Source organism: Deinococcus ficus (genome assembly GCF_003444775.1).
GTDB classification, from domain to species: Bacteria; Deinococcota; Deinococci; order Deinococcales; family Deinococcaceae; genus Deinococcus; species Deinococcus ficus.
On sequence record NZ_CP021081.1, the window covers coordinates 301448 to 327416 of the forward strand.

General features: G+C 70.9%; 25 protein-coding genes. 11 read left to right on the forward strand and 14 right to left on the reverse strand.

All coding sequences use genetic code 11. The annotated features are described in order from the left end of the window. Nucleotides 1-121 precede the first annotated feature (121 nt). From DFI_RS01435 to DFI_RS01450, 4 genes are read left to right on the forward strand one after another with little or no spacing between them, the layout of a single operon-like run. Nucleotides 122-730 (forward strand): GGDEF domain-containing protein, encoded by a 609-nt coding sequence (locus tag DFI_RS01435; protein ID WP_022800465.1) that lies wholly within the window; start codon nt 122-124, stop codon nt 728-730. After that, on the forward strand, nt 727-1434 hold the full coding sequence (locus DFI_RS01440) for a nucleoside deaminase (protein ID WP_244940293.1): 708 nt from the start codon (nt 727-729) through the stop codon (nt 1432-1434). Before DFI_RS01435 ends, DFI_RS01440 begins: the two co-directional genes overlap by 4 nt. A 47-nt stretch (nt 1435-1481) precedes the next feature. Continuing rightward, nucleotides 1482-2030 (forward strand): GNAT family N-acetyltransferase, encoded by a 549-nt coding sequence (locus tag DFI_RS01445; protein WP_027463533.1) that lies wholly within the window; start codon nt 1482-1484, stop codon nt 2028-2030. 56 nt (nt 2031-2086) lie between these two features. Further along, on the forward strand, nt 2087-2749 hold the full coding sequence (locus DFI_RS01450) for a hypothetical protein (RefSeq protein ID WP_118375813.1): 663 nt from the start codon (nt 2087-2089) through the stop codon (nt 2747-2749). Nucleotides 2750-2780: 31 nt separating this feature from the next. Here the strand turns inward: DFI_RS01450 and DFI_RS20900 are convergent, their stop codons facing one another. Beyond that, nucleotides 2781-5495, reverse strand: coding sequence for a putative bifunctional diguanylate cyclase/phosphodiesterase (locus DFI_RS20900; RefSeq protein WP_051308008.1), 2715 nt, complete (start codon nt 5493-5495; stop codon nt 2781-2783). A gap of 181 nt (nt 5496-5676) precedes the next feature. Next, the gene (locus tag DFI_RS01460; protein ID WP_027463530.1) at nt 5677-6111 is read right to left on the reverse strand and encodes a DUF3197 domain-containing protein; all 435 of its coding nucleotides are present in this window, start codon (nt 6109-6111) and stop codon (nt 5677-5679) included. Nucleotides 6112-6215: 104 nt separating this feature from the next. On the opposite strand from DFI_RS01460, the gene DFI_RS01465 reads away from it, so the two are divergent. Together DFI_RS01465 and zapE are read left to right on the forward strand one after the other, a co-directional pair. Beyond that, nucleotides 6216-6923, forward strand: coding sequence for a S4 domain-containing protein (locus tag DFI_RS01465; protein ID WP_022800459.1), 708 nt, complete (start codon nt 6216-6218; stop codon nt 6921-6923). Between the two features lie 5 nt (nt 6924-6928). Further along, nucleotides 6929-7942: a cell division protein ZapE gene (gene zapE, locus DFI_RS01470; protein ID WP_027463529.1), complete on the forward strand. Its 1014-nt coding sequence runs from the start codon at nt 6929-6931 to the stop codon at nt 7940-7942. A gap of 73 nt (nt 7943-8015) precedes the next feature. On the opposite strand, the gene DFI_RS01475 is transcribed toward zapE, so the two are convergent. Together DFI_RS01475 and dnaG are read right to left on the reverse strand one after the other, a co-directional pair. Further along, a complete protein-coding gene (locus DFI_RS01475; protein WP_027463528.1) occupies nt 8016-8360 on the reverse strand; it encodes a hypothetical protein in 345 nt (114 codons plus the stop codon). A 42-nt stretch (nt 8361-8402) separates the two neighbouring features. Then, nucleotides 8403-10169, reverse strand: a complete 1767-nt coding sequence (dnaG, locus tag DFI_RS01480; protein WP_043778794.1) for a DNA primase — start codon at nt 10167-10169, stop codon at nt 8403-8405. 273 nt (nt 10170-10442) lie between these two features. Here dnaG and DFI_RS01485 point away from each other — a divergent pair, with 273 nt between their 5' ends. The 3 genes from DFI_RS01485 to DFI_RS01495 all read left to right on the forward strand — a co-directional run bounded on the left by DFI_RS01485 (nt 10443) and on the right by DFI_RS01495 (nt 13075). Further along, nucleotides 10443-12035, forward strand: coding sequence for an aspartate:alanine exchanger family transporter (locus DFI_RS01485; RefSeq protein WP_027463526.1), 1593 nt, complete (start codon nt 10443-10445; stop codon nt 12033-12035). Nucleotides 12036-12139: 104 nt separating this feature from the next. After that, complete coding sequence (locus tag DFI_RS01490) at nt 12140-12688, forward strand: type 1 glutamine amidotransferase domain-containing protein (RefSeq protein WP_027463525.1); 549 nt, start codon at nt 12140-12142, stop codon at nt 12686-12688. A 33-nt stretch (nt 12689-12721) separates the two neighbouring features. Next, on the forward strand, nt 12722-13075 hold the full coding sequence (locus DFI_RS01495) for a cupin domain-containing protein (protein ID WP_027463524.1): 354 nt from the start codon (nt 12722-12724) through the stop codon (nt 13073-13075). A gap of 239 nt (nt 13076-13314) precedes the next feature. Here DFI_RS01495 and gcvP read toward each other — a convergent pair whose 3' ends face one another. From gcvP to DFI_RS01520, 5 genes are all read right to left on the reverse strand, one after another. Further along, nucleotides 13315-16173 carry an aminomethyl-transferring glycine dehydrogenase gene (gene gcvP / locus DFI_RS01500; protein WP_027463523.1) on the reverse strand — a complete coding sequence of 953 codons (2859 nt, stop codon included), beginning with the start codon at nt 16171-16173 and terminating at the stop codon, nt 13315-13317. 136 nt (nt 16174-16309) lie between these two features. Beyond that, nucleotides 16310-16675 (reverse strand): glycine cleavage system protein GcvH, encoded by a 366-nt coding sequence (gene gcvH, locus DFI_RS01505; protein ID WP_027463522.1) that lies wholly within the window; start codon nt 16673-16675, stop codon nt 16310-16312. A gap of 86 nt (nt 16676-16761) precedes the next feature. After that, on the reverse strand, nt 16762-17832 hold the full coding sequence (gene gcvT, locus DFI_RS01510; protein WP_027463521.1) for a glycine cleavage system aminomethyltransferase GcvT: 1071 nt from the start codon (nt 17830-17832) through the stop codon (nt 16762-16764). Between the two features lie 85 nt (nt 17833-17917). Next, on the reverse strand, nt 17918-18184 hold the full coding sequence (locus tag DFI_RS01515; protein WP_027463520.1) for a hypothetical protein: 267 nt from the start codon (nt 18182-18184) through the stop codon (nt 17918-17920). 57 nt (nt 18185-18241) lie between these two features. Next, entirely contained in the window at nt 18242-19030 is a 789-nt protein-coding gene (locus DFI_RS01520; protein ID WP_027463519.1) for a nitroreductase family protein, read from the reverse strand. 87 nt (nt 19031-19117) lie between these two features. Here DFI_RS01520 and DFI_RS01525 point away from each other — a divergent pair, with 87 nt between their 5' ends. Continuing rightward, on the forward strand, nt 19118-20407 hold the full coding sequence (locus tag DFI_RS01525) for a replication-associated recombination protein A (RefSeq protein WP_027463518.1): 1290 nt from the start codon (nt 19118-19120) through the stop codon (nt 20405-20407). A 107-nt stretch (nt 20408-20514) separates the two neighbouring features. Next, nucleotides 20515-21513: a hypothetical protein gene (locus DFI_RS01530; protein ID WP_027463517.1), complete on the forward strand. Its 999-nt coding sequence runs from the start codon at nt 20515-20517 to the stop codon at nt 21511-21513. On the opposite strand, the gene DFI_RS01535 is transcribed toward DFI_RS01530, so the two are convergent. The 5 genes from DFI_RS01535 to purE form a co-directional block, all read right to left on the reverse strand. Further along, entirely contained in the window at nt 21497-22375 is an 879-nt protein-coding gene (locus tag DFI_RS01535) for a complex I NDUFA9 subunit family protein (protein WP_027463516.1), read from the reverse strand. The genes DFI_RS01530 and DFI_RS01535 overlap by 17 nt on opposite strands. Before the next feature lie 64 nt (nt 22376-22439). After that, complete coding sequence (locus DFI_RS01540; protein WP_027463515.1) at nt 22440-23603, reverse strand: VanW family protein; 1164 nt, start codon at nt 23601-23603, stop codon at nt 22440-22442. 98 nt (nt 23604-23701) lie between these two features. Beyond that, complete coding sequence (locus DFI_RS01545) at nt 23702-24322, reverse strand: cyclodeaminase/cyclohydrolase family protein (RefSeq protein WP_051308006.1); 621 nt, start codon at nt 24320-24322, stop codon at nt 23702-23704. After that, nucleotides 24319-25443: a 5-(carboxyamino)imidazole ribonucleotide synthase gene (gene purK / locus DFI_RS01550; RefSeq protein WP_027463514.1), complete on the reverse strand. Its 1125-nt coding sequence runs from the start codon at nt 25441-25443 to the stop codon at nt 24319-24321. Before purK ends, DFI_RS01545 begins: the two co-directional genes overlap by 4 nt. After that, on the reverse strand, nt 25440-25967 hold the full coding sequence (purE, locus tag DFI_RS01555; RefSeq protein ID WP_043778788.1) for a 5-(carboxyamino)imidazole ribonucleotide mutase: 528 nt from the start codon (nt 25965-25967) through the stop codon (nt 25440-25442). The genes purK and purE overlap by 4 nt, the downstream gene beginning before the upstream one ends. Nucleotides 25968-25969 lie beyond the last annotated feature (2 nt).

Sequence of the window (25969 nt, forward strand, 5' to 3'; positions counted from 1 at the left end):
AAGGTGCGCTGGCACGCGAAATCGACGTATGCCTTCTTCAACTATTGTTTAAGACGTATATATATCGATCATATACTTAGGCCGAATTCTGCCCCTCGCCCACCCCGCAGGAGGACCCCGTATGGCCGCCCGTCCCGTCATCCTCACCCGGCCCGCCTTCGAGGACGCCTTCCAGGCCCTCGCCGCCGCCCCCCTCACCCTCGCCCGTCTGGACCTCGACCACTTCAAGGAAGTCAACGACACCCTCGGCCACACCGAGGGCGACCGCGTGCTCCGCAGCGTGGAACGCCTGCTGTCCGGCAGCCTCCCCACCGGCAGCGTCATCGGCCGCATCGGCGGCGACGAGTACAGCGCCATCCTCCCGGAAACCGCCGCCGAAACCGCCCTGATCCTCTTCGACGAGGTCATTCGCCACTTCCACATCCACCGCGACCCCCACTGGCCCCGCACGCTGGGCCTCAGCGTCGGCCTCGCCGCCCGCCCCGCCCACGCCAGCACCTACCCCGACCTCAGCCGCGCCGCGGACGAGGCCCTGCTGCGCGCCAAACGCGAGGGTCGCGGCCGCGCCTGCATCTACGTGGAAAGCAAGATGGTCCTCAAGAGCAACTACTACCCCAAAAGCCAGCTCGACCGCCTGACCAAACTCTCCGCCGCCCTCGGGCAGACCGAGGCCAGCCTGCTGCGCGAGGCCCTGGACCGCCTGATCGAGCAGCACCGCGAGGCCCTGTGACCCTCCCGGAACCCGCCGCGGACCGCACGAAACGCCCGCACCACCCCCGCGACCGCGGGGGGCGGCCCGTGCCCGCCGACCTGAACGCCGGGTGGCAGGCGGCCCTGGAGGAAGCCTGGGCGGCCTACGGCGCCGGGTCCTACGCGATCGGGGCGTGCATCGTGGACGCGCGCGGGCAGGTGCTCGCCCGGGGCCGCAACCGGCTGAACGAACCCCGCGCCGCGCACGGCGGCGTGATCGGCGGACACGACCTGGCGCACGCGGAGATCAACGCCCTGCTGAACCTGCCCGCCACCCCCCGCCCGGACTGCTACGGCTGGACGGTCCTGACCACCGTGGAACCCTGCCCCCAGTGCGCGGGCGCGGTCAGCATGAGCGGCATCCGCGCGCTGGAGTACGCCGCGCCCGACCCGTGGGCCGGATGCGCCCGCCTGCTCACCGACGACCCCTACGTGCGCCGCAAGGGCATCCGCGTCGGGCGCGCCCCGCAGGACGTGCAGCGCCTCGCCACCGTGCTGGCCCTGGTGAGCTTTATGGAAGAAGGCCACGACACGCCGGACTCCGCCGTGCTGCGGGCCTACGCTGAGGTCGCCCCCGACGACACCCGGATGGCCCTGGACGTCCACCAGTCCGGGCGGCTGCGCTCCCTGCGCGCCGCACACGCCCCACTGCACGAGGCCGTGACGGCGCTGCGGATCGCCTGACGGCCCCGGCGGCCCTGCCCGGCCCGGTCCCGGTGTAGCGTCGGGGCATGCGGCACGACGTGACCCTTCAGGACGGGACCCTCACCCTGCGCCCCCTCGCCCCGGAGGACCTGCCGGCCCTGTGCGCCCTGGCGGACGCCGACCTGGATGAGTACCGCCAGATGGGCACCCTGCCGAACACCCCCGCCTCCTACGAGGCCGCCCTGGACAGCCCCACGGAGATGCCGTTCGTGATTCTGGTCGGGGGTGAACTGGCCGGCAGCACCCGCTACGGCGACATCCGCGCCGCGCACGCCGGGCTGGAAATCGGCTGGACCTGGCTGGCAAGGAAGTGGCACGGCACCGGCGTGAACCGCCGCATGAAGCGGCTGCTGCTCACCCACGCCTTCGAGCGGATGGGCATGGAGCGCGTGCAGCTGAAGACCGACGTGCGGAACACCCGCAGCCAGCGGGCCATCGAGAAGCTCGGCGCAGTGAAGGAGGGCGTGCTGCGCGCCCACCTGCGCCGCCCGGACGGCACCCTGCGCGACACCGTCATGTACTCCGTCACGCGCGCGGACTGGCCGGCCGTGCAGGCCCGCCTCAGCCAGGACTGACCCGCGCCCGGCCCGGCCTGTCCCCGCAGGGTGGCCGAACGGCCCGGGATGGTCGTATGCTGAACCCAGAGTCCATGGACGAACTGCGGGAAGCCACTGAACCGAGCGCCACCACCCTGCTGGACGTGGTGGGCGAGGACGTCGAAGCCCTGTACAGCGCCGGCCAGATCCTGACCGTCCTTGAAGGCCTGCAGCTGCGCCAGCCGGGCCTGCGGATCCTGCTGGTCGGGCAGGGCCAGGTTACCCCCACCGTGATGGCGCTGGACGCCGGCCGCCTGTACTCCATGCCGACCACCGCGCCCCTGCGCACCGACCTGAACCACCAGAACCTGCTGCGCCAGCTGTGCAGCAAGGCCCTGGCCGCCGAACCCCTGGACCTGACGCGCCTGCTGTACCGCGGCGACGTGTACGAACTGCGACCGTCCAGCCTGGTCGGCATCCGGCAGGCCACCTGGGAGGTCGCGGCCACCGCCGACGCCCTGGTGGGCCTGCAAACCCCCCGGACCGGGCTGGCCGGGCTGTTGGACGCCACGCCGCTGGCCCTGCTGCGCCGCCGTCAGCAGATTCAGGACGCCGAGAACGCCTGGACGAGCGCCCTGACCGCCCTGATTCGCATGGCCGGGCAGACCCCGGTGCGGGAACTGCGCCCCGGCCAGGAGGCCCGCCGGCCCGCCGCGGCCGCACCCGACCAGACCACCGCCAGCTGGGACGTCGCCTGACCGGACGCCGCACCCCGGCCCGGGGTGAGCGTCAGGGCTGACGGCCCAGCCAGGCGAGCAGTTCCGGCAGCGCCAGCGGCGGCGCGATCGCGAAGCCCTGCGCGGCGTCGCAGCCGAGTTCGCGCAGCACCTTCAGCTGCCCCGGCGTTTCCACGCCCACCGCCACCACCCGCAGGCCCAGGCGGTGCGCCAGGTCCACCGTGCCCTGCACCAGCGACACGCTGCGCGGGTCCTCGGGCAGGCGGGCCGTCAGGGTCGGGTGGAGCTTCACCGCGTCCAGCGGGAACTGCGTCAGCGACGCGAGGCTGGTGGCGCTGTCCCCGAAATCGTCCACGCTGAGTTTCGCCCCGAAGGCCCGTAGCCCGTTCAGCACGTCCCGGGTCTCCTCCGGGTGGCCCATCAGGCTGGCCGACGTCACCTCGACGTCCGGCGCGCCCTCCTCGGCCAGCAGCGGCAGCAGGCCCTGGAACTCCGCGCCGCCCTGCAGCTCGCGCAGGTTCAGGTTCACCGCCACCTGCCACGCCCCGCGCCGCTGCGGCAGGGCCCGGCGCACCTGCCCGCGGTCCCGGATCGCCGAGCGCACCACCCACTCGTTCACCTGCGTGACCAGCCCCGCGCGGCTCACCTGCGGCAGGAACGCCCCGGGTTTCAGTTCACCCAGCGCCGGGTGCTCCCAGCGCAGCAGCGCCTCGGCGCCCAGCGCCCGGCCGTCCGAGAGCTGCACGACCGGCTGGTACAGCAGGTGGAACTGCTCGCCGCTCACCGCCTCGGTCAGGGCGTCCTCCAGCTCGAAGGACCGCGACAGTTCCTCCCGCATGAACGGCGCGAACACCTCCGCGCCCGCCACCCCGCCGCGGCGCACGTACTGCATCGCCAGTTCCGCCTCGTGCAGCACCGCCGACCCGGCCGGGTCCTGGCCCGGCGTGCCGGGGCGCCTCGTGCCGCTGCCGCCCAGCGCGAACGCCAGCGGCACGAGGCGCCGGTTCGCCCGGAACGCCGGGCGCAGCAGCTCCTCCACGCGCCCCAGCGCCTGCGCGGGCGTCATGCCCGGCAGGTACACCGCCAGCGCGTCGTCGGCCAGCCGGCCCGCGTACCCGTGCGCGGCGCCCTGCAGGTCGTTCAGGCGCGCCGCCACCTGAATCAGCAGGTGATCCACCGCCGTGCGCCCCAGCGCCGCCACGACGTCCCCGAATTTCACCACGCCGATCACCACCGCCGCGCCCGGCGCGGACCCGTCCACGAAGCGGTCCACCACCTCCCGCAGGCCGCTGCGGTTGAGCAGCCCGGTCAGCGCGTCGTGGCGCGCGTCGTGCCGGAGCTGCGCCTGCGCGTGCCGCAGGGCCGTCATGTCCCGCATGCTGATCAGCACGCCCGTCCGGCCCGTGTCGGCCCGCCGCCCCTCCAGCCGCCCGTCGTCCAGCGCCACCGGGGAGAGCCGCACCTGCATGTGCCGCGCCGTGCCGGCCGGCAGGCCCAGCACCACCTCGGCGTCCATCGGCAGCGGCTGCGCGCGCCAGTCCGGGAACGGGGTGACCTGCCCGTCCGGGGTGTACACCTGCACGCCCAGGTCCGCCAGCACCCGCGTGAACCCCAGGCCCGCCAGCCGCCCGCTCTCCACGCCCAGCAGCCGCGCCGCCTGGTCACTGATGAACTGCACCCGGCCCGCCTGATCCACCACGACCGTGGTGTCCTCGGTGACCGCCAGCACCTGCCCCAGCAGACCCGCCGCGCCGTGCGCGCCGCGCTCCACGGGCCGCTGCCCTTCCAGCAGCAGCATGCCCGGCACCGCCGTGCGCCGCGCCGTGAACGGCAGCGACAGCGGCGCCATGCCGCCCGCCTGCCACACCGGCAGTTCCGCCGCCGCGCGCCCCTGCCCCGCCGCCAGTTCCAGCAGGTCCCGCAGGGCGTTCACGCGGCCTGCCTGGCCCTCCGCGAAACAAGGCCAGCTCCACAAGGGCCCGTCCGGCGCCGCGCCGCCGCACAGGTCCAGCACGCCCTGACTGGCCTGCCACACCCGCCCGTCGGCGCCCAGCAGCACCTGCAGGCCCGGCGTGTCCAGCAGCGCCCGCACCCGCGCCGCCTGATGATGCTCGCCGCTCACGTCCTGCAGGGTGAGCAGCACCCCGGCCGACCCGCCGCCGAAGTACGGCCGCACCTCACCGCGCACCCACAGCGGCTCCGCGCCCGCCCGGGGGAACTGCTCGTCCGGGACCGCCGCGGCCCGCCCGGCGGCCGCCTGGGCCAGCGCCGCGAGCAGCCCCGGCCGGTCCGCCCACACCTCCGTCGCCAGCTGCCCGGACAGGGCCCCTTCCGGCAGGCCCAGCAGGTCCAGCAGCGTGCGGCTCACCGTCCGGAAGCCCAGGTGCCCGTCCAGCCACGCGGTCGCCACCGGCAGCTGCGAGACCAGCATCTCCGCCTCGCGGCTCACGCTGTCCACCTGCGCGGACAGCAGCAGCGTCATCACCTGCGTCATGCTCTCCGGCGCGGGGCGCGCCTCCTCGGTCCAGATCAGGCCCAGCAGCGCCCCGTCATGCGTGAGCCAGGTCATCTCCCCGCCGTCCAGCCACGCGTCCGGCGGGACCAGCCCCCCGACGCCCGGCACCGCGTGGGCGCCGCCCTCGCGGATCATCAGGACCTCGCCGCCCAGGCTGGTCAGCAGGGCTGCGTCCGGCGCGTGCACGCGCAGCAGGTCGCTGAGCGCCTCCCGCAGCGCCTGCGAGGAAGCCGGGGGGGTGGTGGTGGACACGTCACTCAAGGGAAACCTCGTGGGCCGCCCCCGCAGACCCCGGGGCACGGCCGGCCCCCGGGGAGCCGGGAACCTTCGCCCTGATGCTCACACGCCGCGTCTTACAAGCGTCATGCACACCCGCCACACGCGGGCGGGCCAGGCGGGGACGCGCCCCCGCCCGGCCCGACGCGGCCCCCGGTCAGTCCAACCGACGCTGCAGCCTGTAGATGCCGGCGTCCACCGGGTTGCTCGCCGCCACCAGACGGTTGACCTCCCGCGTGTCCGGTTCCTCCAGCACCCGCACGAAATCCCCGGCGGGCAGCACCGTTTCCCGCAGCACCAGCCCCGCACCGGCCGCCCAGTCCGCCAGGCCCGCCAGCGCCTCCTGGCCCGCCACGCCGAACCGCGGCCCGAACGACGGCGAGATCACCACGGCCCGGTCCACGCCCAGGCCCTGTGCGTTGGCCGGCGGGACCACCACCGCCCCGTACCGCGCGCCCTCCCGGTGCCCCTGGGTGTCCGTCACCATCAGCAGGTGCCCGCCCTGCAGGTCCACGCCCTGAAAGCGCGAACGGACTTCATTCAGGGTTTCCAGCGAGGCGCCCGGCAGGCCGATGGGATCCACATTCAACATGCCCTCCAGTGTAAAGCCGCGCCGCGCGGCCACGCCGGGACAACCCCGCCCCATCCGCCACCCGGCTCAGGCGCGCGATCAGCCCCTCACGGTATCCTGCCGGGATGAAGGCCAAGACCCCCTCCCTCGCCACCCTGGTCGCGCAGGCCGCCGGGGGCCGCGTGATCCGCACGCCGTTCACGGATGCCGAGACCGTGGACCGCCGCACCCTGCAGGCCGACGGCGTCCGCCACCGCATCGACGGCGGCTTCCCCGACGCCCGGCGCGTCATCCTCACCCTGCACCCCGACCACATCCCCGAAGTGGACAGCCCCGTCACCGTCCTGCGCGTCACCCCCGAAGACGCCGCCCCCACCTGGGACCTCCAGGACTTCACCGTGCAGCTCCGCCGCCTGAACCTTCCCGAAGAGGGCCTCGGCGACCTGCGCGAGGACCGCGGCAGCTTCCTGATCGCCGCCACCGGCAAGGCCGCCCAGCAGCTCGCCGAACTCACCGAGCTCGGCGGCCGTGGCCTGGACGTTCAGGAGATCGGCGAGAGCGCCGGGAAAGGCAGCAAGGTCCGCGAGGTCGTCGTGCCCAGCATGCGCGTCGACGTCGTCGGCGCCAAGGGCTTTGGCGTGAGCCGCGCGTACTTCCAGCAGGGCATCGACGGCGGCAAGGTCCGCCTCAACGGCCAGCCCGCCCGCGCCAGCAGCGAAATCAAGGAAGGCGACAGCCTCAGCGCCGACGGTCTCGGCCGCATCGACTTCAAACGCGTCCTGAACGAAACCCGCCGCGGCAACTACAAAGTCGAACTCGACGTCCACCGCTGACGCCCGTGATCGACCTCACCGCCCGCCACCCCCACGTCACCCCCGACACCCTCCTCACCACCCTGCGCCCCAGCCCCCGCTTCCAGCACGTCCGTTTCGACACCTACCAGCCCAACCCCCACTACCCCAGCCAGCAGCAGGCCCAGGAGACCCTGCGCGCCTTCGCGCAGCAGGCCACGCCCCCGGACACCGGCGGCTTCCGCCTCTTCCGCCGCCGCCGCCCCGAAGGCCAGGGCCTCTACCTCGACGGCGGCTTCGGCGTCGGCAAAACCCACCTTCTCGCCAGCGCCTGGCACAGTGCCCCCGGCCGCGCCGCCCTCATGAGCTTCCAGGACCTGATGTACCTGATCGGCGCCCTCGGCATGACCCGCGCCGTGGACGCCTTCAAGGACCACGACCTCCTCCTCATCGACGAATTCGAACTCGACGACCCCGGCAACACCCACATGGCCAACACCTTCCTCGGCCAGGTCATGCCCCGCGGCACGCACGTCATCGCCACCAGCAACACCGAACCCGGCGCCCTCGGCGAGGGCCGCTTCAACGCCCGCGACTTCCAGCGCCAGATCCAGGCCATCGCCGGGCGCTTCCACACCCATACCATCGACGGCCCCGACTACCGCCAGCGCCGCACCACCCCCGAACCCCCCCTCACCCCGGACGAGTCCGCCCGCTGGGAAGCCCGCCAGGACCCCGCCAGCCTCGCCGTGATCCAGGCCCGCGACCTCAGCCGCCACCTCCTCACCGTCCACCCCAGCCACTTCCCGCAGCTCCTTGGCGGCGTGCAGGCCCTCGCCATCCACGACCTCACCCCCATGCAGGACCAGAACACCGCCCTGCGCTTCGTGCACCTCATCGACAAGGTCTACGACCTCGGCACGCACGCGGCCCTCACCGGCGTCAGCCTCGGCCGGCTTTTCGACGAAACGTACCGGCACGGCGCCTACGCGAAGAAATACAGCCGGTGCCTGTCGCGGCTGTCCGAACTGCTCCGCGAAGCCCGAGAAGAGATCGCCTGAGCTGGTGGTGAAGCACCCCCGTCCCACTGGGACGGGGGGCTTACGTTGGCACTGGGCAGGTGGGTGAGGGCGGCTAGAGCCTGGCCCGGTCCTCGGCCCTCAGCGAGAGCAGCCACGTGAACAGCAGGGCGAAGGGCAGCGCCACCACCGGCCACAGCAGGAGGGTCATCAAGCTCATAGCGGTCTTCTGGGCGGCCAGTTCAGGGTCGTGCGTGGCGGGGCCGGTCGTGGTGTCCCACAGCGTGAACAGCAGGACGGGCAGGAGAAAGCTGGCGTACACGTGAAGCCCGCGGGCCGTGCGCTCGCGCCACAGCGGGGAAAGGTGGGCCCATAGGACGCCGCTGATCAGATACACCAGGCCCGGGCCCACGATGAACAGCAGAAGCGGGGTCAGGAAGTTCTGAACGTGGGGCGGCATGCAGACACGCTAGTGCGCAGGCGGGCCGCGCCTGAGCCCAGTTCAGGCGGTGCCGCGCCGCATGCGTTTCTCCGCTTCGATGGCGCGCTGGAGTTCCTGAATCTGCTTGAGCAGCCCGAGCTGTTCGGTGGGCGGGGCGGCGGTGATCTGCTTTTTCAGGAGGTCCACTTCGGCGCGCATGCTGTCGATGCTGATGGTGACCTGGATGTCGTCCACGGCGCTGGAGGCGTAGGCGCTGCGTTTCTGCTCGAACTGTTCGGTGTGGCTGCGGCTCAGCGTCCCGGCGTCCTTGCTTTCGAACATCAGGCGGATCAGGAGCTGTTCCTCGGGCTGCCCGCGGAAGATCTCAAGCACGTCGGCGGAGTCGCTGCTGCCCTGGAGGGCGAGCATGACCTTGCGGACGGTTTCGTTGCGCCAGGAGACGGTGCCGTCCAGTTTGGCCTTGAGGGCGGGGTCCACGAGCAGCTGCCGCAGGAGGGCGAGTTCGCGGTCCTCCTCGGCGCGGTGGTTGCTCATGCCGGCGAGGTGGGTGTCGGTGAGCTGGCGGCGTTTGGCCTTGCTGCCGATCCATTCCATGAGCGCGTCGGGTTTGATGCCGAGGTGTTCGCAGGCGATGGTGCGCATCTGTTCGGCGCCCTCGTCCAGGGGGTCGAGGTTCTGCATGCGCGGGAGGAGCTGCATGAGGACGCGGCGTTTGCCTTCGCTGGTGCCCAGGCCGTGGGCGTCGATGGCGGCCTGGACGCGGTAGTGCACCTCGTCCAGACCGGTGCGCAGGGCCTCGCGGATGCCGGCGTCGTCGCCGGCGAGGAGGGCGTCGGCGGGGTCCTTGCCGCTGGGAACGCTGGTGGCCCGCACGCGGAATTTCGCGCCGATCACCTGGTCCAGGCCGTTCAGGGTGGCCTTGAGGCCGGCGTCGTCGCGGTCGAACATCATCACGAGCCGCTGCGCGCCCAGGCGTTCGAGGAGGGTGGCGTGATCGGCGGTGAGGGCCGTACCGAGGGACGCGACGGCGCCCGTGAAGCCGTGCTGGTGCATGGTGATGACGTCCATGTACCCTTCGACCACGACGAGTTCCGCGCCGGGGTCCTTGAGGGTGGTGCGGGCCTTGTCCAGGCCGTACAGCAGTTCGCCCTTGCGGAACACGTCGGTTTCCGGGGTGTTCAGGTACTTGGGTTTGGTGTCGTCCAGCACGCGTCCGCCGAACCCCACGAGGCGGCCGAGGTGGTCGCGGATGGGGAACATCACGCGCCCGCGGAAGCGGTCGTATACGCGGCCGTTCTCGGGGTTCTCGATCAGCAGCCCGGCCTCCAGCAGCTGCCGTTCGCTGACGCCGCGGGACCGGGCGAGTTTCAGCAGGCCGTCCCAGCCTTCCGGCGCGTACCCGAGCTCGAACGCGGCGATGGTCTGGTCGGTCAGGCCACGGCGGCGCAGGTACTCCAGGGCCGGGCCCTGCAGGTGGTCCCGGAAGTAGCCCAGGGCGAAGGCGTTGACATCGTACAGGTCGCGACTGGATTTCTCGCCGTACTTGGCCTCCACCTGCACGCCGGCCTGCTCGGCGAGTTTGCGCAGCGCGTCCCCGAAACTGAGGTTCTCGGTGCGCTGGATGAAGCTGAAGATGTCCCCGCCGGCCTTGCAGCCGAAGCAGTAGAAGTACCCCTGCTCGGTGTCCACCTGAAAGCTGGGGGTCTTCTCGTTGTGAAAGGGGCACAGGCCCTTCATGCGGCCCTTCCCGGCGGGCGTGAGGCGCACGTACTCGCCGATCACGTCCGCGATGCCCAGTCTGGACCGGACTTCTTCCTTCGTTCCCATGCGCCTCACCTCCCTGCCCTGGCAGCTCTGCCCGGCGCGCACTTCACCCCGCCGGCCACGGATGACCGGTCCCGGCAGGGGAGAGCCCCCAGTGTACGCCCCGGGAGCCCCGGGCAGCAACGCGCCCCGGGTGGCGTGCTGCACAGTTTTTTTCATGAACCGGGGGGTGAGGTACGGTGGGCCGAAGTCCCGGCAGGCTGGGGGCAGCGGGGGTAGAGTCGGAGGGAACCGGCCGGCCTGTCGGGCGCGTGCCGGGAAGGAAGGCGGCCCCGCATGATCCAGACCCTGATCGACCAGCCCCTGCTGCTTCTGTTTCTCATCGCCGCCATCGGGTACCCGCTGGGCCGCCTGAACGTCCGGGGCTTCTCGCTGGGGATCGCTGCGGTGCTGTTCACGGGGCTGGCGTTCGGGGCGCTGGACGAGAACCTGAAGACCCCGCCGCTGCTGTACGAGTTCGGGCTGGTGCTGTTCGTGTACACCATCGGAATCGCCAGCGGCCCGGCGTTTTTCAGCGCCATGCGGCGCGGCGGGCCGCGCGACAACGCCACGGTCGTCGCCAGCATTCTCCTGGCGGGCGGGGTGGTGGCGGGCGCCGCGCGCTTGTTGGGCCTGCACGGCACGCACGCCGCCGGGCTGTTCAGCGGCGCGCTCACGAACACCCCGGCCCTGGCCGGCGCGCTGGAACGCCTGCGGGCGGGCGGCGCCACCGACGCGCTGCAGAGCGAACCGGTGGTGGCGTACTCGGTGGCGTACCCCATGGGCGTGATCGCCATGCTGCTCGCCATCAGCCTCCTGAAGAAACTCTGGCGGGTGCCGGACGCCCGCCCGCCGGAGGAGATCACGCACCGCAGCGTCCGCGTGCAGCGCCCCGACGCCCTGCAGGCGCTGCCGGCCACACTGCGCATCGGCCGGTACCAGCACGGAAACGCCGTGCGGCTCGCCGGACTGTACGACGAGCAGCTGCGCCGTGAGATCCAGCCCGGGGACATCATCAGTCTGATCGGCCCGGCCAGCGCCCTGCGGGCTGCCATCCCCGCCCTCGGGGAGGACCTGGGCGAGGCGCTGGAACTCTCCCGGGAGACACTGGACATGCGGCGCATGTTCGTCAGCGACCGCCGCATGGCCGGCCGGCGCCTGGGCGACCTGCCGCTGCACGAGAAGTACGGCGCGACCGTTACCCGGGTGCGCCGCGGCGACACCGACCACCTCGCCGACGAGAACACCGTGCTGCAACTCGGGGACCGCGTGCGCGTCGTCGCGCCCCGCGAGCACATGCCCGCCCTGACCCAGCTCTTCGGGGACAGCTACCACCGCCTCTCTGAGATCGACGCCATGACCTTCAGCGTCGGCATCGCCCTGGGCCTGCTGCTCGGCATGATCGCCATTCCCCTCGGCGGCGGGCAGACCTTCAAACTCGGGCTCGCGGGCGGACCCCTGATCGTCGGGCTGATCCTCGGTGCAGTCGGACAGACCGGCCCGCTGAACTGGCAGCTGCCGTACAACGCCAACCTCACCCTCCGGCAGATCGGCCTGATCCTCTTCCTCGCGGGCGTGGGCAGCCGCAGCGGGTACGCGTTCTTCACCACCGTCGCCAGCCCCCTGGGCCTGAAGCTGTTCCTGGCGGGCACCCTGGTCACCACGGTCGCGGCCGTCACCCTGCTCACGGTGGCGCACAAGGTGCAGAAGATCCCCTTCGCGCACGCCGCCGGCATGATCGCCGGCCTGCAGACCCAGCCGGCCGTGCTGGGCTTCGCGACCGAAACCATGAAAAGTGACGAACCGAACGTCGGGTACGCTACCGTGTACCCGCTCGCCACCATCGCCAAGCTCATCCTTGCGCAACTCCTGCTGGGCGCCGGGGGGTGAGCTTTGTACGCCCGCTGACCGGGTGAAGCCCCGCCCAACCCCGCATGAACCCTCTTTCACAGGCCCGTCACGCCCCCGCCCGCCGGGCGCGGCAGGCTGAACCCATGGCATCCGACCACCCCCTGAAAGGCAAGCGCGTCGCCATCCTCGCCGCGGACGGCGTGGAGGAAATCGAACTCACCAGCCCCCGTCAGGCCGTCCAGGACGCCGGCGCGACCACCACCCTGATCAGCCTGAAGCCCGGGCAGATCCAGAGCATGAAAGGCGACATAGAACCCCAGGCGAAGTACGACGTGGACCGGACCGTGAAGGACGTCAGCCCTGACGACTTCGACGCCCTGATCCTCCCCGGCGGCACCGTCAATCCCGACAAACTCCGCCTGGACGACCACGCCCTGACGTTCATCCAGGGCATGTACGACGCCGGCAAACCCATCGCCGCCATCTGCCACGGTCCCTGGACCCTCAGCGAGACCGGCATCGCGAAAGGCAAGCGCCTCACCAGCTGGCCCAGCCTGAAACGCGAACTCACCCTGGCCGGCGCCACCTGGGTGGACGAGGAGGTCGTCACGGACGGCCAGATCACCACCAGCCGCAACCCGGACGATCTGCCCGCCTTCAACGCCCGCATCACCGAGCAGTTCGCCCGGTAACCCCGCGCCCTACCCCGCGCAAAGGAGCCCGTCATGACGCAGAACAAGGAACGCCAGTACAAGGTCAGCCGCGACGCCACCGCCGGCTGGGAAGGCGAGCACCAGCTCATTCACACGCAGAGCAGCAGCATGCGCCTCTGGGAAAACGAGGAACCCGCCGACACCGAAGGTAAACAGCCCAAAACGAACGACTACGACACCCTCGGCTACGTCATCAAGGGCCGCGTGGAACTCATCATTGAGGGCCAGACCATCGACCTGCGTGAGGGCGACAGCTACCTCGTGCCCCGCGGGGTGGAACACACCTACCGCGTCGCAGAAAGCCTCACCGCCGTGGAGGTCACCACGCCCAGCACCTACCGCCCCCCCAGCCACGAACAGGGTTGATTCTCACGTGAATCGTCCCGCCAGGAGCACTCCTCCAGGCGGGACGGCACGTTTTTCTATTCGCTCAGGCTTCCACCAGCACCACGAACGCCGCACTGTCGTCATAAGTCCGGAACGCCACCCCACTTCAGAGGCACTTGGGAAGGCGTTGCGCTGTGCATATGGCTGGTACAGATTCCTGAGACATTTAATGCAGCAGGGCAGCCCCCGGTAGAGGGCTGCCCTATGTGCCGCTTGGCTTACGCGCCGATGTAGTCCTCGACGGGGGGGCAGGCGCACATGAAGTTGCGGTCGCCGTACACGTTGTCTACGCGGTTCACGGCAGGCCAGAACTTCCAGTTCTTCTGGTACCGGCTGGGGTAGGCGGCCGTTTCACGGCTGTACGCACGATTCCATTCGGGGGCGATCAGGTCGGTCTGGGTGTGGGGGGCGTGCTTCAGGGGGCTGTCGCCAGCGGCCATGGTGCCGTCCTGCACTTCCTGGATTTCGCGGCGGATCTGGAGCATGGCGTCGATGAACCGGTCGAGTTCGGCTTTGGGTTCGCTCTCGGTGGGTTCGATCATCAGGGTGCCGGGCACGGGGAAGCTCATGGTGGGGGCGTGGAAGCCGTAGTCCATGAGGCGTTTGGCGATGTCTTCCTCGGTGATGCCGCTGTCCTGTTTCAAGGGGCGGATGTCGATGATGCACTCGTGCGCCACGCGGTCGTTGCGGCCCTTGTAGAGGATGGGGTAGGCGCCGCTGAGTTTCTTGGCGATGTAGTTGGCGTTGAGCAGGGCGACCTGGGTGCTCTTGCGCAGGCCGTGCGCGCCGAGGAGTTTGATGTACAGGTAGCTGATGGGGAGGATGCTGGCGCTGCCGTACTGCGCGGCACTCACGGCGCCCGTCTGGCTGTCGCTGGTGGGGATGACGGGGTGGTTGGGCAGGTAGGGTGCGAGGTGGGCTTTGACGCCGATGGGGCCCATGCCGGGGCCGCCGCCGCCGTGGGGGATGGCGAAGGTCTTGTGCAGGTTCAGGTGGGAGACGTCACTGCCGATCAGGCCGGGTTTGCTCAGGCCCACCTGGGCGTTCATGTTCGCGCCGTCCAGGTACACCTGCCCGCCGTGCTGGTGGATCAGGTCGCACACGTCCTTCACGTTCTCCTCGTACACGCCGTGCGTGCTGGGGTACGTGATCATCAGGGCGGACAGGTGCTCGCTGTGCTTTTCGGCCTGCGCTTTCAGGTCGTCCCAGTCGATGTTGCCGTTGGCGTCGGTCTTCACGACGACGACCTGCATGCCCATCATGGCGGCGCTGGCGGGGTTGGTGCCGTGGGCGCTGGCGGGAATCAGGCACACGTTGCGGTGGCCCTGACCGTTGGCTTCCTGGTACTTGCGGATGGCGAGCAGGCCGGCGTACTCACCACTGGCGCCGCTGTTCGGCTGCAGGCTCACGGCCTCGTAGCCGGTGATGTCGGCCAGCCAGCGTTCCAGTTCGCCCAGCAGCGCGGCGTACCCCTGGGTCTGGGTGGTGGGCGCGAAGGGGTGCATGTTCCCGAACTCGGGCCACGTGACAGGGATCATCTCGGTGGTGGCGTTGAGTTTCATGGTGCAGCTGCCCAGCGGGATCATGCCGTGCACCAGGCTGTAGTCGCGGTTTTCCAGCTGCTTGAGGTACCGGAGCATGCCGTGCTCGCTGCGGTGGCTGCTGAACACGGGGTGCGTGAGGAACTCGCTCTGGCGCTTGAGGTGGTCGGGGATGCCGTCCATGGCCTGCGCGTCCAGGGCCAGCACGTCCGTCTTCTCACCGGTCAGGGCCTCGATCACGTCGCTGAGGTCGGCGGGGGTGACGGTCTCGTCCAGGCTGATGCTGATCAGATCGGCCTGGGTGCCGGTGCCGTAGCGGAAGTTGATGCCTTTCGCCTCGGCGCGCGCGCGGATGGTGGCCGCGTCGCCCTGCACGGTCAGGGTGTCGAAGAAGGTCTCGTTGGGCGTCAGGCCGGCGTTCGTCAGCGCCCGGGCGAGGATGCCGGTCAGGCGGTGGACCCGCTCGGCGATGGTGCGCAGCCCGTCCGCACCGTGGTACACGGCGTACGCGGCGGCCATGTTGGCCAGCAGGGCCTGCGCGGTGCAGATGTTGCTGGTGGCCTTCTCCCGGCGGATGTGCTGCTCGCGGGTCTGCATGGCCATGCGCAGGGCGGTGTTGCCGCGGGCGTCCTTGCTCACGCCGATCACGCGGCCCGGCATGCTGCGCTCGAAGCCTTTCTGGCAGGCCAGGAACGCTGCGTGTGGTCCGCCGAAGCCCATGGGCACACCCAGGCGCTGCGCGCTGCCGACCACGATGTCCGCGCCGAGTTCCCCGGCGGGTTTCACCAGGGCGCTGGCGAGCAGGTCGGTCGCCACGATCAGCGCGCCGCCCTGGGCGTGCACCTTCTCGGCGATGGGCGCGAGGTCCAGCAGCTGTCCGTGCGTGCCCGGGTACTGCACCAGCACCCCGAACGCACCTTCGGGCACCTGGTCGGCGTCACCGACCTGCACGTCGAACCCGAAGTACTCGGCGCGGGTCTGCACGACGTTCAGGGTCTGCGGGTGCACGTTGTCGGCCACGTAGAACACGTTGCCCTTGCTCTTGCCGCTGCGTTTGGCGAGCGTCATGGCCTCGGCGGCGGCAGTGGCCTCGTCCAGCAGGCTGGCGTTGCTGATCGGCATGCCGGTCAGGTCCATCACGGTCTGCTGGAAGTTCAGCAGCATCTCCAGGCGGCCCTGGCTGATCTCGGCCTGGTAGGGGGTGTACGCGGTGTACCAGCCGGGGTTTTCCAGCATGTTGCGCAGGATCACGGGCGGCACGTGCGTGCCGTAGTACCCCGTGCCGATGTAGCTGCGGAACACCTTGTTCTGCTCCGCCAGGGCCTTCAGGTCGGCCAGCGCCTGCGCTTCGGTCACGCCGTCCCCGGCGTTCAGGTCGCCCTCGAAGCGGATCGCGGCGGGCAGGGTGGTGTCGGTCAGTTCGTCCAGGCTCTTCAGCCCGAACTCGGCCAGCATCTCGGCCTGTTCCGCTTCGCTGGGGCCGAGGTGACGGGCGGTGAAGTCATTGGTTTGCAGCAGGTCTTGCAGCGCTTTCATGGGTGTGCTCCTTGGGAGGGGCGGGAGGCCGTCGGTGGGGAAAAAGGGTCTGTTTTTGGGCGAGAAAAAAGCCGTGAGCCATCAGCCGTCGCCCTTGCCCGGCTCCTGGCCCATCGCTCACGGCAGGGGGTCGGGGTTAGTGGTCGGCCTGGGCTTCGTACGCGGCGGCGTCCAGCAGGTCGGTGTTCTCCTCGCTGACTTCCAGCTGGAACAGCCACCCGGCCTCGAAGGGACCGCTGTTCACGAGTTCCGGGCTGTTGCCCAGCTCGTCGTTCACGGCGATGATGCGGCCGCTGGCGGGCGCGTAGATGTCGCTGGCCGTCTTCACGGACTCCACGACCGCCACGGCCTCCCCGGCGGTGACTTCACGGCCGACTTCGGGCAGTTCCACGTACACCACGTCGCCGAGCTGTTCCTGGGCGTGGTGGGTGATGCCGACCTTGCCGTCGGAGGCGAGCCATTCGTGGGAAGCGGCGTATTTCAGGGTGGTGGGGTTCGTCATGCGTCTTCTCCTTGGTGGGGCAGAACTGTGCTGATGCTAGGGCGTTTCGCGCCGGACACCGTCGCGCGACTTGCGTTCCGGCGGGGTCAGGGGCGGTAGAAGGGCACGTCGGTGCGGGTGGCGGGGTGGTCCTTGCCGCGCACCTCCACCTCGAAGGTGTCGGCTTCGGCGGCGCCCGCCTCGACCAGGGCCATGGCGATCGGGTGGCCCAGGCTGGGGCTGCTGCTGCCGCTGGTCACGTGCCCCACGACGCGGCCGCCCTGCTTCACGGGGTAGCCCTCGCGGACCGGCACCTTCTCCAGCTTCAGGCCGATGAGTTTCTGCGTGGGGGCGCTTTGCAGGCCCTCGCGGCCGTGGTGGGCCTTGTCCTTGGCGACCCAGGTGTAGTGGGTGCTGAGGGGGTGCAGGTCGTCACTGAACTCGTGCCCGTACAGCGGGAACCCGGCTTCCAGGCGCAGGGTGTCGCGGGCGCCCAGCCCGGCGGGCTGAATGCCGGTTTCCAGCAGTTTCTCCCACAGCGCCTCAGCCTGATCGGCGGGCACGAAGACCTCGTAGCCGTCCTCGCCGGTGTACCCGGTGCGGGCGAAGTGCACGTCCATCCCGAACAGCGTGCCGGCGAAGTACGCGTTCTTCTTCGGCGCGAGCAGGTCCGGGGTGGCGTGCGCGGCGAGCCGTTCGGCCGCCTGGGGGCCCTGCACGGCCAGCAACGCCCACTGGTCGGATTCGTTCGTGAGCTGCACGTCGAAGCTGCCCTTCAGGGCATTCAGGTGCGCCCAGTCCTTCTCGATGTTGCTGGCGTTCACGACCACCAGGAATTCGCTGTCCGCCACGCGGTAGATGTAGATGTCGTCCACCAGGCCGCCGCGGTCATTGGGCAGCCAGTTGTACTGCGCGCGGCCGGGCCTGATCTTGCTCACGTCGTTCGGCGTGACGTGCTGCAGGAAGGCCAGGGCGTCCGGGCCGGTCACGCGGAATTCCCCCATGTGCGACACGTCGAACACCCCGGCGCCGGTGCGCACGGCCTCATGCTCGGCCTTCAGGCCGGCGTACTGCACGGGCATGTCCCACCCGCCGAAAGGGACCATCCGGGCCCCGGCCTTCAGGTGCGCGGCATGGAGCGGAGTGCGCCGCAGGGGCGCGGAAGCGGTGTCCGTCATACGAAAAGCGTACCGGAACCGCTTCCTTCCCGTCCGGGTCCCGGGGACGTTTCGGGGCGAGGGGTCCCGGCACGCGCCCCCCGGCTCAGTCCCCCAGGAAGGTCAGGTGCGCCGCCACGCCGTCCGCACCCAGCGGCGGCAACCCCGCCTCCACCGCCTTGCGCAGCTGCGTCAGCGCGGCCGCCGTGGCCGGGCCCTCGCCGTACATCCGCACCGCCTCGGCCGTCAGGCGCAGCTCCGCGCCGGTGCCGTGCCCCACCGCCCGGAACACTTGGTCCCCACCGTCCGGCCGCACCGTGACCTGCACGTCCTCCGGGAAGCCCGCCGCCCGCACCTGCGCCTGAAAGTCCATGCCCCAGCCTAGGCGCCCGCCCCGGGTCCCACCAGAGGCGCGGCGCTCAGCGGGCCCTCACCCCCGCGGTAGGAAACCCTTCTCTGCCAGGAACGCCTGCAACTCCGCGGACTGCGGCACGTGCACGTCCGGGTCGTACTTGAAGCGGCTGGTGTAGAACTCCGCCAGCGACGTGATGCCGCCCTCCTCGATCCGCGCGCGCAACTCCGGGTGCGCCATGTACCGCGCCCAGCCCTTCACCTCGCGCTCGCGGTACAGCGCCTCCAGCTCCGCGGTGTCCGGCCGGCGGTACGTCTCCTCGTGCAGGAACGCCGCCAGCGGCAGCCGGTCGCGTTTCGCGGGGTTCTCCGCCGGGACGCCCACCACCAGCGTCGTGACCGGCACGCACGTCTCCGGCAACTCCAGCAGTTCCGCGATGCCGCGCATGGAGTTCAGGGTGGTGCCCAGGTAACACAGGCCGTACCCGCGCGCCTCGAACGCCAGCGCCACGTTCTGCGCCACGATCATCGCGTCGAACGCCGCCACGTGGTACCCCAGCAGGTTGTTGAAGTTGTCCCGCGCGCCCCGCAGCCGCAACCACTCGCGCGTGCGGAACCAGTCCGCGCAGAAGGTCAGCACCACCGGCGCCTCCCGCACCATTTCCTGCTCGGCGTGCAGCCGGTACAGCGCCTCCTTCCGGGCCGCGTCCCGCGTGAGAATCACCGAATAGCTGTTCAGGTTCCCCGACGACGACCCGCCCGCGATCGCCTCTTCCAGCACCTCGCGGACCACCGCGTCCGGCACGGGCTCCGGCGTGAACGTGCGGATGGACCGGTGGGCCCGCATCGCTTCCTGAACAGTCTGCATGCCGGGATTCTAGGGACTGGCGCGGACATGAGCGGAGTCCCACCCCGCACCTCACCGCGCTTTCGCGGCCAGACCTATGCTGCACAAGTGACGCTGTTCGACCCGCCCGCCCCCCTGGCCGAACGCCTGCGGCCCCGCACCGTGCACGAGGTCGTGGGCCAGACACACCTGCTCGGGCCCGGCAAACCCCTCACCCGGGTCCTGGAATCCGGACGGCTCGGCAGCCTGATCCTCTGGGGGCCCCCCGGCGTGGGCAAGACCACCCTCGCCAGACTGCTGGCCGGCGAGGTCGGCGCGCACTTCATCCCCCTCTCGGCCGTCACCGCCGGCGTCAAGGACGTCCGCGAGGCCGTCACCGAGGCCGAACGCCTGCGCGCCCGCGGGCAGCGCACCATCCTCTTCCTCGACGAGATTCACCGCTTCAACAAGGCCCAGCAGGACGCCCTGCTGCCCCACGTGGAATCCGGGCTGCTCACCCTGATCGGCGCCACCACCGAGAACCCCAGCTTCGAGGTGAATCCCGCCCTGCGCAGCCGTGCCCGCACCCTGGTCCTCCAGGCCCTCACGCACGACGAGACCCGCGCCCTGCTGGACCGCGCCCTCACCGACGAGCGCGGCCTGCCCGGCGTCACCGCCCAGCCTGAGGCGCTGGACCTCACCGCCCGGCTCGCCGAGGGCGACGCCCGCCGCGCCCTGTCCACCCTGGAAGTCGCCAGCACCCTCGCCAACCCCGTCACGCCGGAGGCCATTACGGAGGCGTTCGGCCGGCACCTGCCGCAGATGGACAAGAACGGCGAGGACTTCTTCAACCTGATCAGCGCCCTGCACAAGAGCGTGCGCGGCTCCCACGTGGACGCCAGCCTGTACTGGCTGGCCCGCATGCTTCAGGGCGGCGCCGACCCCCTGTACGTCGCCCGGCGCATCGTGCGCATGGCCGCCGAGGACATCGGCCTCGCCGACCCGCAGGCCCTGCGCCTTGCCATCGCCGCCCGCGACACCGCCGACTTCCTCGGCAGCCCCGAAGGCGACCTGGCCCTGGCGCAGGCCGTCGTGTACCTCGCGCTGGCCCCCAAGAGCAACAGCGTGTACACCGCCTGGAAACGCGCCGTGAGCGCCGTGCAGGAAGGGGAGACACTGCCCGTGCCGCTGCACCTGCGCAACGCCCCCACCGGCCTCATGCGCCAGCAGGGCTACGGCCAGGGCTACGCCTACTACTTCGACGACCCCGCCGGCAGCTTCCGGCAGAACTACCTGCCTGACGGCGTGCACCTCGACCTGTACACCCCCACCGGCGAAGGCTGGGAACAGCGCGTCGCCGAACGCTGGCGCAAACTTCAAGACGCGCATGGAGAGGGAAAGGCACAACCGGAGGGATAGACGCGGGCCTTCAGGGCAGCGCTGTGCCTGGGGCAGTTGCAGACCGGGAGCTAGCAAGCCACTAAAGTGAATCAATTCACCAGATTGGCTGTGCCCGGAGGCTTCCCATGATGATGCGTCTGAAAGCGGTTCCGTTCCCCACCCGTCTTGCCTGGCTGCTGCCCGTCGCCCTCACCCTCCTGGCCGTGCTGTTGATGCCCACCGCGACCTCCGACGCCGAACGCCGGCTGCTGATCTCCGCTGTCCTGTTCGACGCGACCGTCAGCACTGCGTTCCTGTACTGGTTCACCACCCCACGCCCGGACCGCCGGCTCCACGCCACGCTGGGCATCCTGCTACGCGGGGTGCTGATCGTCGCCCTCGCCTTCCCCGCCGTGCGGCAGGTCCTGTGGCTGGAACTCCTGGGCGTCGGGGCCGGCATCTTCACGCTCCTGCGGGGTCTGCGACAGCCCCTGCCCGCCGGGTACGCCGAACTGGACGATCTGGAACGCGCCTATGCCTACTGGGAACGGCTGACCCCCACGCCCCGCCTGGCCCGGATGGTTCTGTCCGACGTCCTACTGTGGCGTGGGCTGTTCCGGCGCCCCGCCCTCCCGGACGGCCGGCATTTCGGCACGCGCCGCGGCAGCACCGCCGGCGCCACCCTGACCCTCCTTACCTTCCTGACCGTCATGGAAAGCCTGCCCGTGCACTTCCTGCTGGTCGAGAGGTTCCACACGGCGGCCCTGTGGCACCTGGGCCTGAACGCCGTCAGCACCGTGTGGCTTTTCGCGTACGCCCGCGCCCTGACCACCCGGCCGGTCACGGTGTCCTACCGCCGCCTGTACCTCCGCACCGGTCTGCACTGGACGGCCAGCACTCCCGTCGCCAACGTGCAGGAAGCTCGGCCCCACGACCCGGCGCAGGACGCCGACGCCCTGAACCTCGCCCGCGACCTGCTCTCCCAATCGGTCCTGAACGTGACCCTGACCTTCGCCCGGCCGGTCACGGTGCACGGCCTGTTCGGGAAGACTCTGGAGACCAGCCGGGTGTGTCTGCACCTGGACGACCCGAAAGCCTTCCTGGCAGCGCTGGGCGGCCATTCGGAACTCAGCGTTTCACGATGAGGGGCAGGCGGTCCTGGAGGCGCAGCATGGGCAGGTCGAAGGCGGCGCGGGCGGCGTCGTTCGGGGCGGTGTTGCCGGCCTTGAGCATGGCGTACTGGTCGCGGGTGATGGGTGGGCTGGGCAGCACCTGCATCAGGGGCACGGCCACGTCCATCAGCGGGAGCGGGACGGGCACGATGGGTTTTTTCTTGCCCAGCGCGGCGAGTTCCAGGTCCAGCAGCTGCCGGAACGTGAATTCTTCCGGGCCGGTCAGGGCGTAGGATTTCCCGCCGGTGTGCGGCCGTTCCAGTGCCTGCGTGAAGGCCGCGGCGACGTCCTCCACGCTGACGGGCCGGAAGGGGAAGGTGCCGTCCCCGATCTGCGGCACGACCGGGGCGGTGCTGACGAGCTGCCGCAGCACCCGCCCGAAGAAATCGTCGCCCACCCCGAAGATCAGGCTGGGGCGGAACACCGTCCAGGGCAGGCCGCTGTGTTCCACGAGGCCCTCGGCCTGGCCCTTGGTGACGCTGTAGCGGCTGCCGGGGATGCCGCCGGCGCCCAGCGCGCTCATGTGGATGAAGGGCGCGCCGCGCGGCGTGGCGTTCAGGACGTTGCGGGTGCCGTCCACGTGCACCCGGGCGAAGGTCTGGTCGCCTTTTTCCTGGATGATGCCGACGAGGTGCACCACGGCGTCCGGCCGGACGTCCCGCAGGGTGCGGCGGGTGGCGTCGGCGTCCGTGACGTCCAGGGGGACGCCGGGCGCGCCGCCCACGCTCTGGCCCCGTCGGGAGGCGGCGACCACGCCGTGCCCGCGCCGCAGCAGTTCGGCCACGATGGCCCGGCCCACGAATCCGCTTGCTCCTGTGACCAGCACCGTCTTCATGCCTGCATCACAGCATGCCCCGGCGCCCCAGACTGTCAGACCGAAAGCGAACGTGAAGCGCGGGTCACTTCAGGCGCTTGTCCTTGGGGTGCACGCCGTACACCGCGCCCCAGGGTTCGTAGACGCTTTTCAGGGTGTCCTTGCTGATCACCTTGCCGCCCTGTTTGATGGTGCGGGTGAGCACGCTGGTCATGCCCTGCATGGGGGTGTCCAGCAGGCGGCGCGCGCCGGGTCGGACGCTCTGGTCGGCGGTGTAGCTGGGTTTCTTAGCCGCCTTGAAGTTCGTGATGACGGGCTTGCTGATGTTCACGGTGCGGCCGGTGTTCGCGCCGAACACGTCGAAGCGCAGGGTCTGCGCCGAGCGGTCCCAGCCGGCCTGGATGAACAGGTGCTTGCCGGTGTCGTTTTTCATGCGCAGGTTCTTCGCGGGGGCGTACACGGTCGCCTCGAAACCCACCGGGTCGTAGTACTTCACGCGGTGGCTGTGCTCGTGGCGTTCCACGATGGGCAGGCCGGCTTTGTACAGCCCGCGGAAGATGGTGGTGCTCACCTGGCAGATGCCGCCGCCGTCCTCTTTTGCCAGGGTGCCGCCGCTGATCACGAAGCCCTTGACGAAGCCGGTGCTGGCGTCGATCTGCCCGATCTCCTCGTTGAAGTCGAAGACGTGCCCAGGCGCGATGAAGAAGTTGTCCAGCTTGCTCGCGCCGACCAGGATGTTCTTCTCGCGGAACGCGGGGCTGCCGGCGTAGCTGCTGCTGCCGGTGGCGACGTGCCACAGCACGCCCCGCTGAGCGAGCAGCTGAACGCTCCGCTGCGGCTTGTTCAGCTTGTACGCGACCTGCGCGGTACCCTTACCACTCTTGATGGCCTTCAGGAGGTTGGCCTTGGTGCCGTCCCGGTCGAAGGTCCAGCCGTTCTGGTCGGTGGCGATCCAGCTGCCCTTCACGTTGCGGAAGGTGGCGGGCAGGGGCTTGCGGGCGTTGACCTGCCGCTCGATCTGGTTCAGCAGCGGCGTGAGGTTACTGGTGACCTTCCCGTACTTCTTCGTGCGGGCGACGTGCTGAGCGGGCACCGTCCAGGTTTTCGTGATGGGGTGCGTGGTGACCTCGCCCTTCTGGATCTTCTGCTCGCTGGCCTTCAGAACCAGCTGGAAGGCCGGGGCGGCCTGCGCGGAGGCCAGCAGGGCCAGCGTCAGGGCGGAAACCAGGGGCGGCAGGAAACGCTTCACGCCCCCAGGCTAGGCACGCGCGTCTGACGCCCGGTGAGGGGGCCCTGATGCTCACTTCAGCGCGGCTTGCGGAAGGGTTGCGCGTTCTTGCGGGGACGTTAATGCTCCAGGGGAGCGGCCAGCCGCGCCGCGCAGCCCGCCCGGACCGTCTCACTGACTGCCTGCGCCTCGGTTTCCAGGGTGCTCAGGGCAGCGTCCCACTCCGTCCGGTCCGGGGCGGGCACGGGCCGCAGGTTGATGCGCACGGTCAGGGCGGCGGCGTCCAGCGCGCCGCGCAGCAGGAACACCCCCGCGCCCACGTCGCTGACCACCTCGGCGTGCACGGCCTCCAGTACGGCCGCGCCTCGCCTCATCGCGTCCAGGCAGGCACGCGCCAGGGCCAGCGGCGTGTCCCGGGCCGCCTGCGCCGCCTCGTCCAGCGCCGCGGCCCGCTTCTCCTCCGGCTGGCGGGTGGCGTCCACGAAGGCCCGGAACACCCGCACGTCCTCGTCCGTGAGCGTCTGCATGCGGGCCTGCACGTCCTCCAGCGCCGCGATTTGCGGGCCGAGGTCAGCGGCGCGGTCCGGGGTTTTCTGCACGGTGATGCGCAGCGCCATCAGGATCAGGCCCGCGCCGAACGCCGCGCCGATCCCGGCGGTGCTTCCGCCGCCCGGCGTGGGCCGCGCCCCCGACGCGGCCCGCAGCACGTCCCCCAGCACGCCCTCCCAGACGGACTTCATGGAATCAGCGCCTCCAGCGCCGCCAGCCGTTCCCGCAGCGTGGCCGGGTCCGGGGCGACCACGTTCACGTGTCCCACCTTCCGCCCGGGCCGGCGCGCCTTGTGGTAGCGGTGCACGCGCGTGCCCGGCAGCGCGTCGATGCCCGCCCAGTCGGGGGTCGCGTCCGGGTCGGCGGCGCCCACGTCGTTCACCATCGCGCAGGGGTGCAGGGGCCGCCAGTCGGCCAGCGGCAGGCCCAGCACCGCCCGCACCTGCGCCTCGAACTGGCTGACCCCGCCGCCGTCCTGCGTGAGGTGCCCGCTGTTGTGCACCCGCGGCGCCACCTCATTGACCACCAGTTCCCCATCCGGCAGCACGAAGAATTCCAGGGTGATCAGGCCCTCCAGCGCCCAGGCGTCCGCCACCGCCCGGGCGAGGTCGCGGGCCCGCGCCTCGGTGCCGTCGGGCACGTTCGCCGGGAACACGCTGGTGCGCAGGATGCCGTTCCGGTGCACGTTCTCCACCAGCGGCCCGAACGCCACCTGCCCGTCCGGGGTGCGGGCCACCGCCAGCGACACCTCCCGATCGAACGGCACCAGGCCCTCCAGCACGCACGGCACGCGGCCCACCCCGTCCCAGGCGGCCTGGAGGGCGTCGTCGCTGGTCACGCGTGCCTGGCCCTTGCCGTCGTACCCCAGTTCACTGGTTTTGAGCAGGCCCTGCCCGCCCACGCGCGCCAGCGCCCCGCTCAGGTCCGCCCCGCTTTCCAGCACCACGAAGGGCGCGGTCTGCACGCCCGCGGCGCGCAGGGCTTCCTTCTCCCGGGCGCGGTGCTTGCTGCGCGCCAGCACGCCCGCCCCCGGCCGGACCGGCACGCGGCCCCGCAGGGCGTCCAGCGCCTCCACCGGCACGTTCTCGAACTCCAGCGTCACCGCGTCGCACGCGGCCAGGGCGTCCAGCCCGGCCGGGTCGGTGTACGGGGCGGGCAGGTGCTTGGCGCACAGCCGCGCCGGGGCCTGCGCGTCCGGTTCCAGCACGGTCACCCGCACGCCCAGCGGCAGGGCGGCCAGGGCCAGCATCTGCGCCAGCTGCCCGCCGCCCAGGATGCCCAGCGTGGGCGCCGTCTCCGCCCGGCCGGTCATTCCGTCCCCGCCTGCGGGTGCCCGTCGAAGTGCGGATCGTCCAGCACCGCCTGCGTCTGCCGCGCCCGGTAGGCGTCCAGGCGCTCCCGCACCGCGCCGTCCGTGGTCGCCAGCATCGCCGCGGCGAACAGCGCGGCGTTCCTCGCGCCGGCCGCCCCGATCGCGAAGGTCGCCACCGGCACCCCGGCCGGCATCTGCACGATGCTGTGCAGGCTGTCCACGCCGCTCAGCGCCCGGGACTGCACCGGCACGCCCAGCACCGGCACCCGCGTGAACGCCGCCAGCATGCCCGGCAGGTGCGCCGCGCCGCCTGCCCCCGCGATGATGCAGCTCAGGTTCAGCCGCTCCGCGCGGGCCGCGTACGTGGGCAGCAGGTGCGGCGTGCGGTGCGCCGACAGGACCCGCACCTCGTACGCCACGCCCAGGTCCGCCAGGACCTCCAGGGCCCCCTGCATCGTCTCGAAATCGCTCCGGGAGCCCATCACCACGCCCACCTGCGGCCCCTGCCCACTCGGCTGACTCATCA

Coding starts and splice junctions, on each gene's coding strand:
- DFI_RS01435 (WP_022800465.1), top strand. CDS start 122: ATGGCCGCCCGTCCCGTCATCCTCACCCGGCCCGCCTTCGAGGACGCC.
- DFI_RS01445 (WP_027463533.1), top strand. CDS start 1,482: ATGCGGCACGACGTGACCCTTCAGGACGGGACCCTCACCCTGCGCCCC.
- DFI_RS01450 (WP_118375813.1), top strand. CDS start 2,087: ATGCTGAACCCAGAGTCCATGGACGAACTGCGGGAAGCCACTGAACCG.
- DFI_RS01460 (WP_027463530.1), bottom strand. CDS start 6,111: ATGTTGAATGTGGATCCCATCGGCCTGCCGGGCGCCTCGCTGGAAACC.
- DFI_RS01465 (WP_022800459.1), top strand. CDS start 6,216: ATGAAGGCCAAGACCCCCTCCCTCGCCACCCTGGTCGCGCAGGCCGCC.
- DFI_RS01475 (WP_027463528.1), bottom strand. CDS start 8,360: ATGCCGCCCCACGTTCAGAACTTCCTGACCCCGCTTCTGCTGTTCATC.
- dnaG (WP_043778794.1), bottom strand. CDS start 10,169: ATGGGAACGAAGGAAGAAGTCCGGTCCAGACTGGGCATCGCGGACGTG.
- DFI_RS01485 (WP_027463526.1), top strand. CDS start 10,443: ATGATCCAGACCCTGATCGACCAGCCCCTGCTGCTTCTGTTTCTCATC.
- DFI_RS01490 (WP_027463525.1), top strand. CDS start 12,140: ATGGCATCCGACCACCCCCTGAAAGGCAAGCGCGTCGCCATCCTCGCC.
- DFI_RS01495 (WP_027463524.1), top strand. CDS start 12,722: ATGACGCAGAACAAGGAACGCCAGTACAAGGTCAGCCGCGACGCCACC.
- gcvP (WP_027463523.1), bottom strand. CDS start 16,173: ATGAAAGCGCTGCAAGACCTGCTGCAAACCAATGACTTCACCGCCCGT.
- gcvH (WP_027463522.1), bottom strand. CDS start 16,675: ATGACGAACCCCACCACCCTGAAATACGCCGCTTCCCACGAATGGCTC.
- gcvT (WP_027463521.1), bottom strand. CDS start 17,832: ATGACGGACACCGCTTCCGCGCCCCTGCGGCGCACTCCGCTCCATGCC.
- DFI_RS01515 (WP_027463520.1), bottom strand. CDS start 18,184: ATGGACTTTCAGGCGCAGGTGCGGGCGGCGGGCTTCCCGGAGGACGTG.
- DFI_RS01520 (WP_027463519.1), bottom strand. CDS start 19,030: ATGCAGACTGTTCAGGAAGCGATGCGGGCCCACCGGTCCATCCGCACG.
- DFI_RS01530 (WP_027463517.1), top strand. CDS start 20,515: ATGATGATGCGTCTGAAAGCGGTTCCGTTCCCCACCCGTCTTGCCTGG.
- DFI_RS01535 (WP_027463516.1), bottom strand. CDS start 22,375: ATGAAGACGGTGCTGGTCACAGGAGCAAGCGGATTCGTGGGCCGGGCC.
- DFI_RS01545 (WP_051308006.1), bottom strand. CDS start 24,322: ATGAAGTCCGTCTGGGAGGGCGTGCTGGGGGACGTGCTGCGGGCCGCG.
- purK (WP_027463514.1), bottom strand. CDS start 25,443: ATGACCGGCCGGGCGGAGACGGCGCCCACGCTGGGCATCCTGGGCGGC.
- purE (WP_043778788.1), bottom strand. CDS start 25,967: ATGAGTCAGCCGAGTGGGCAGGGGCCGCAGGTGGGCGTGGTGATGGGC.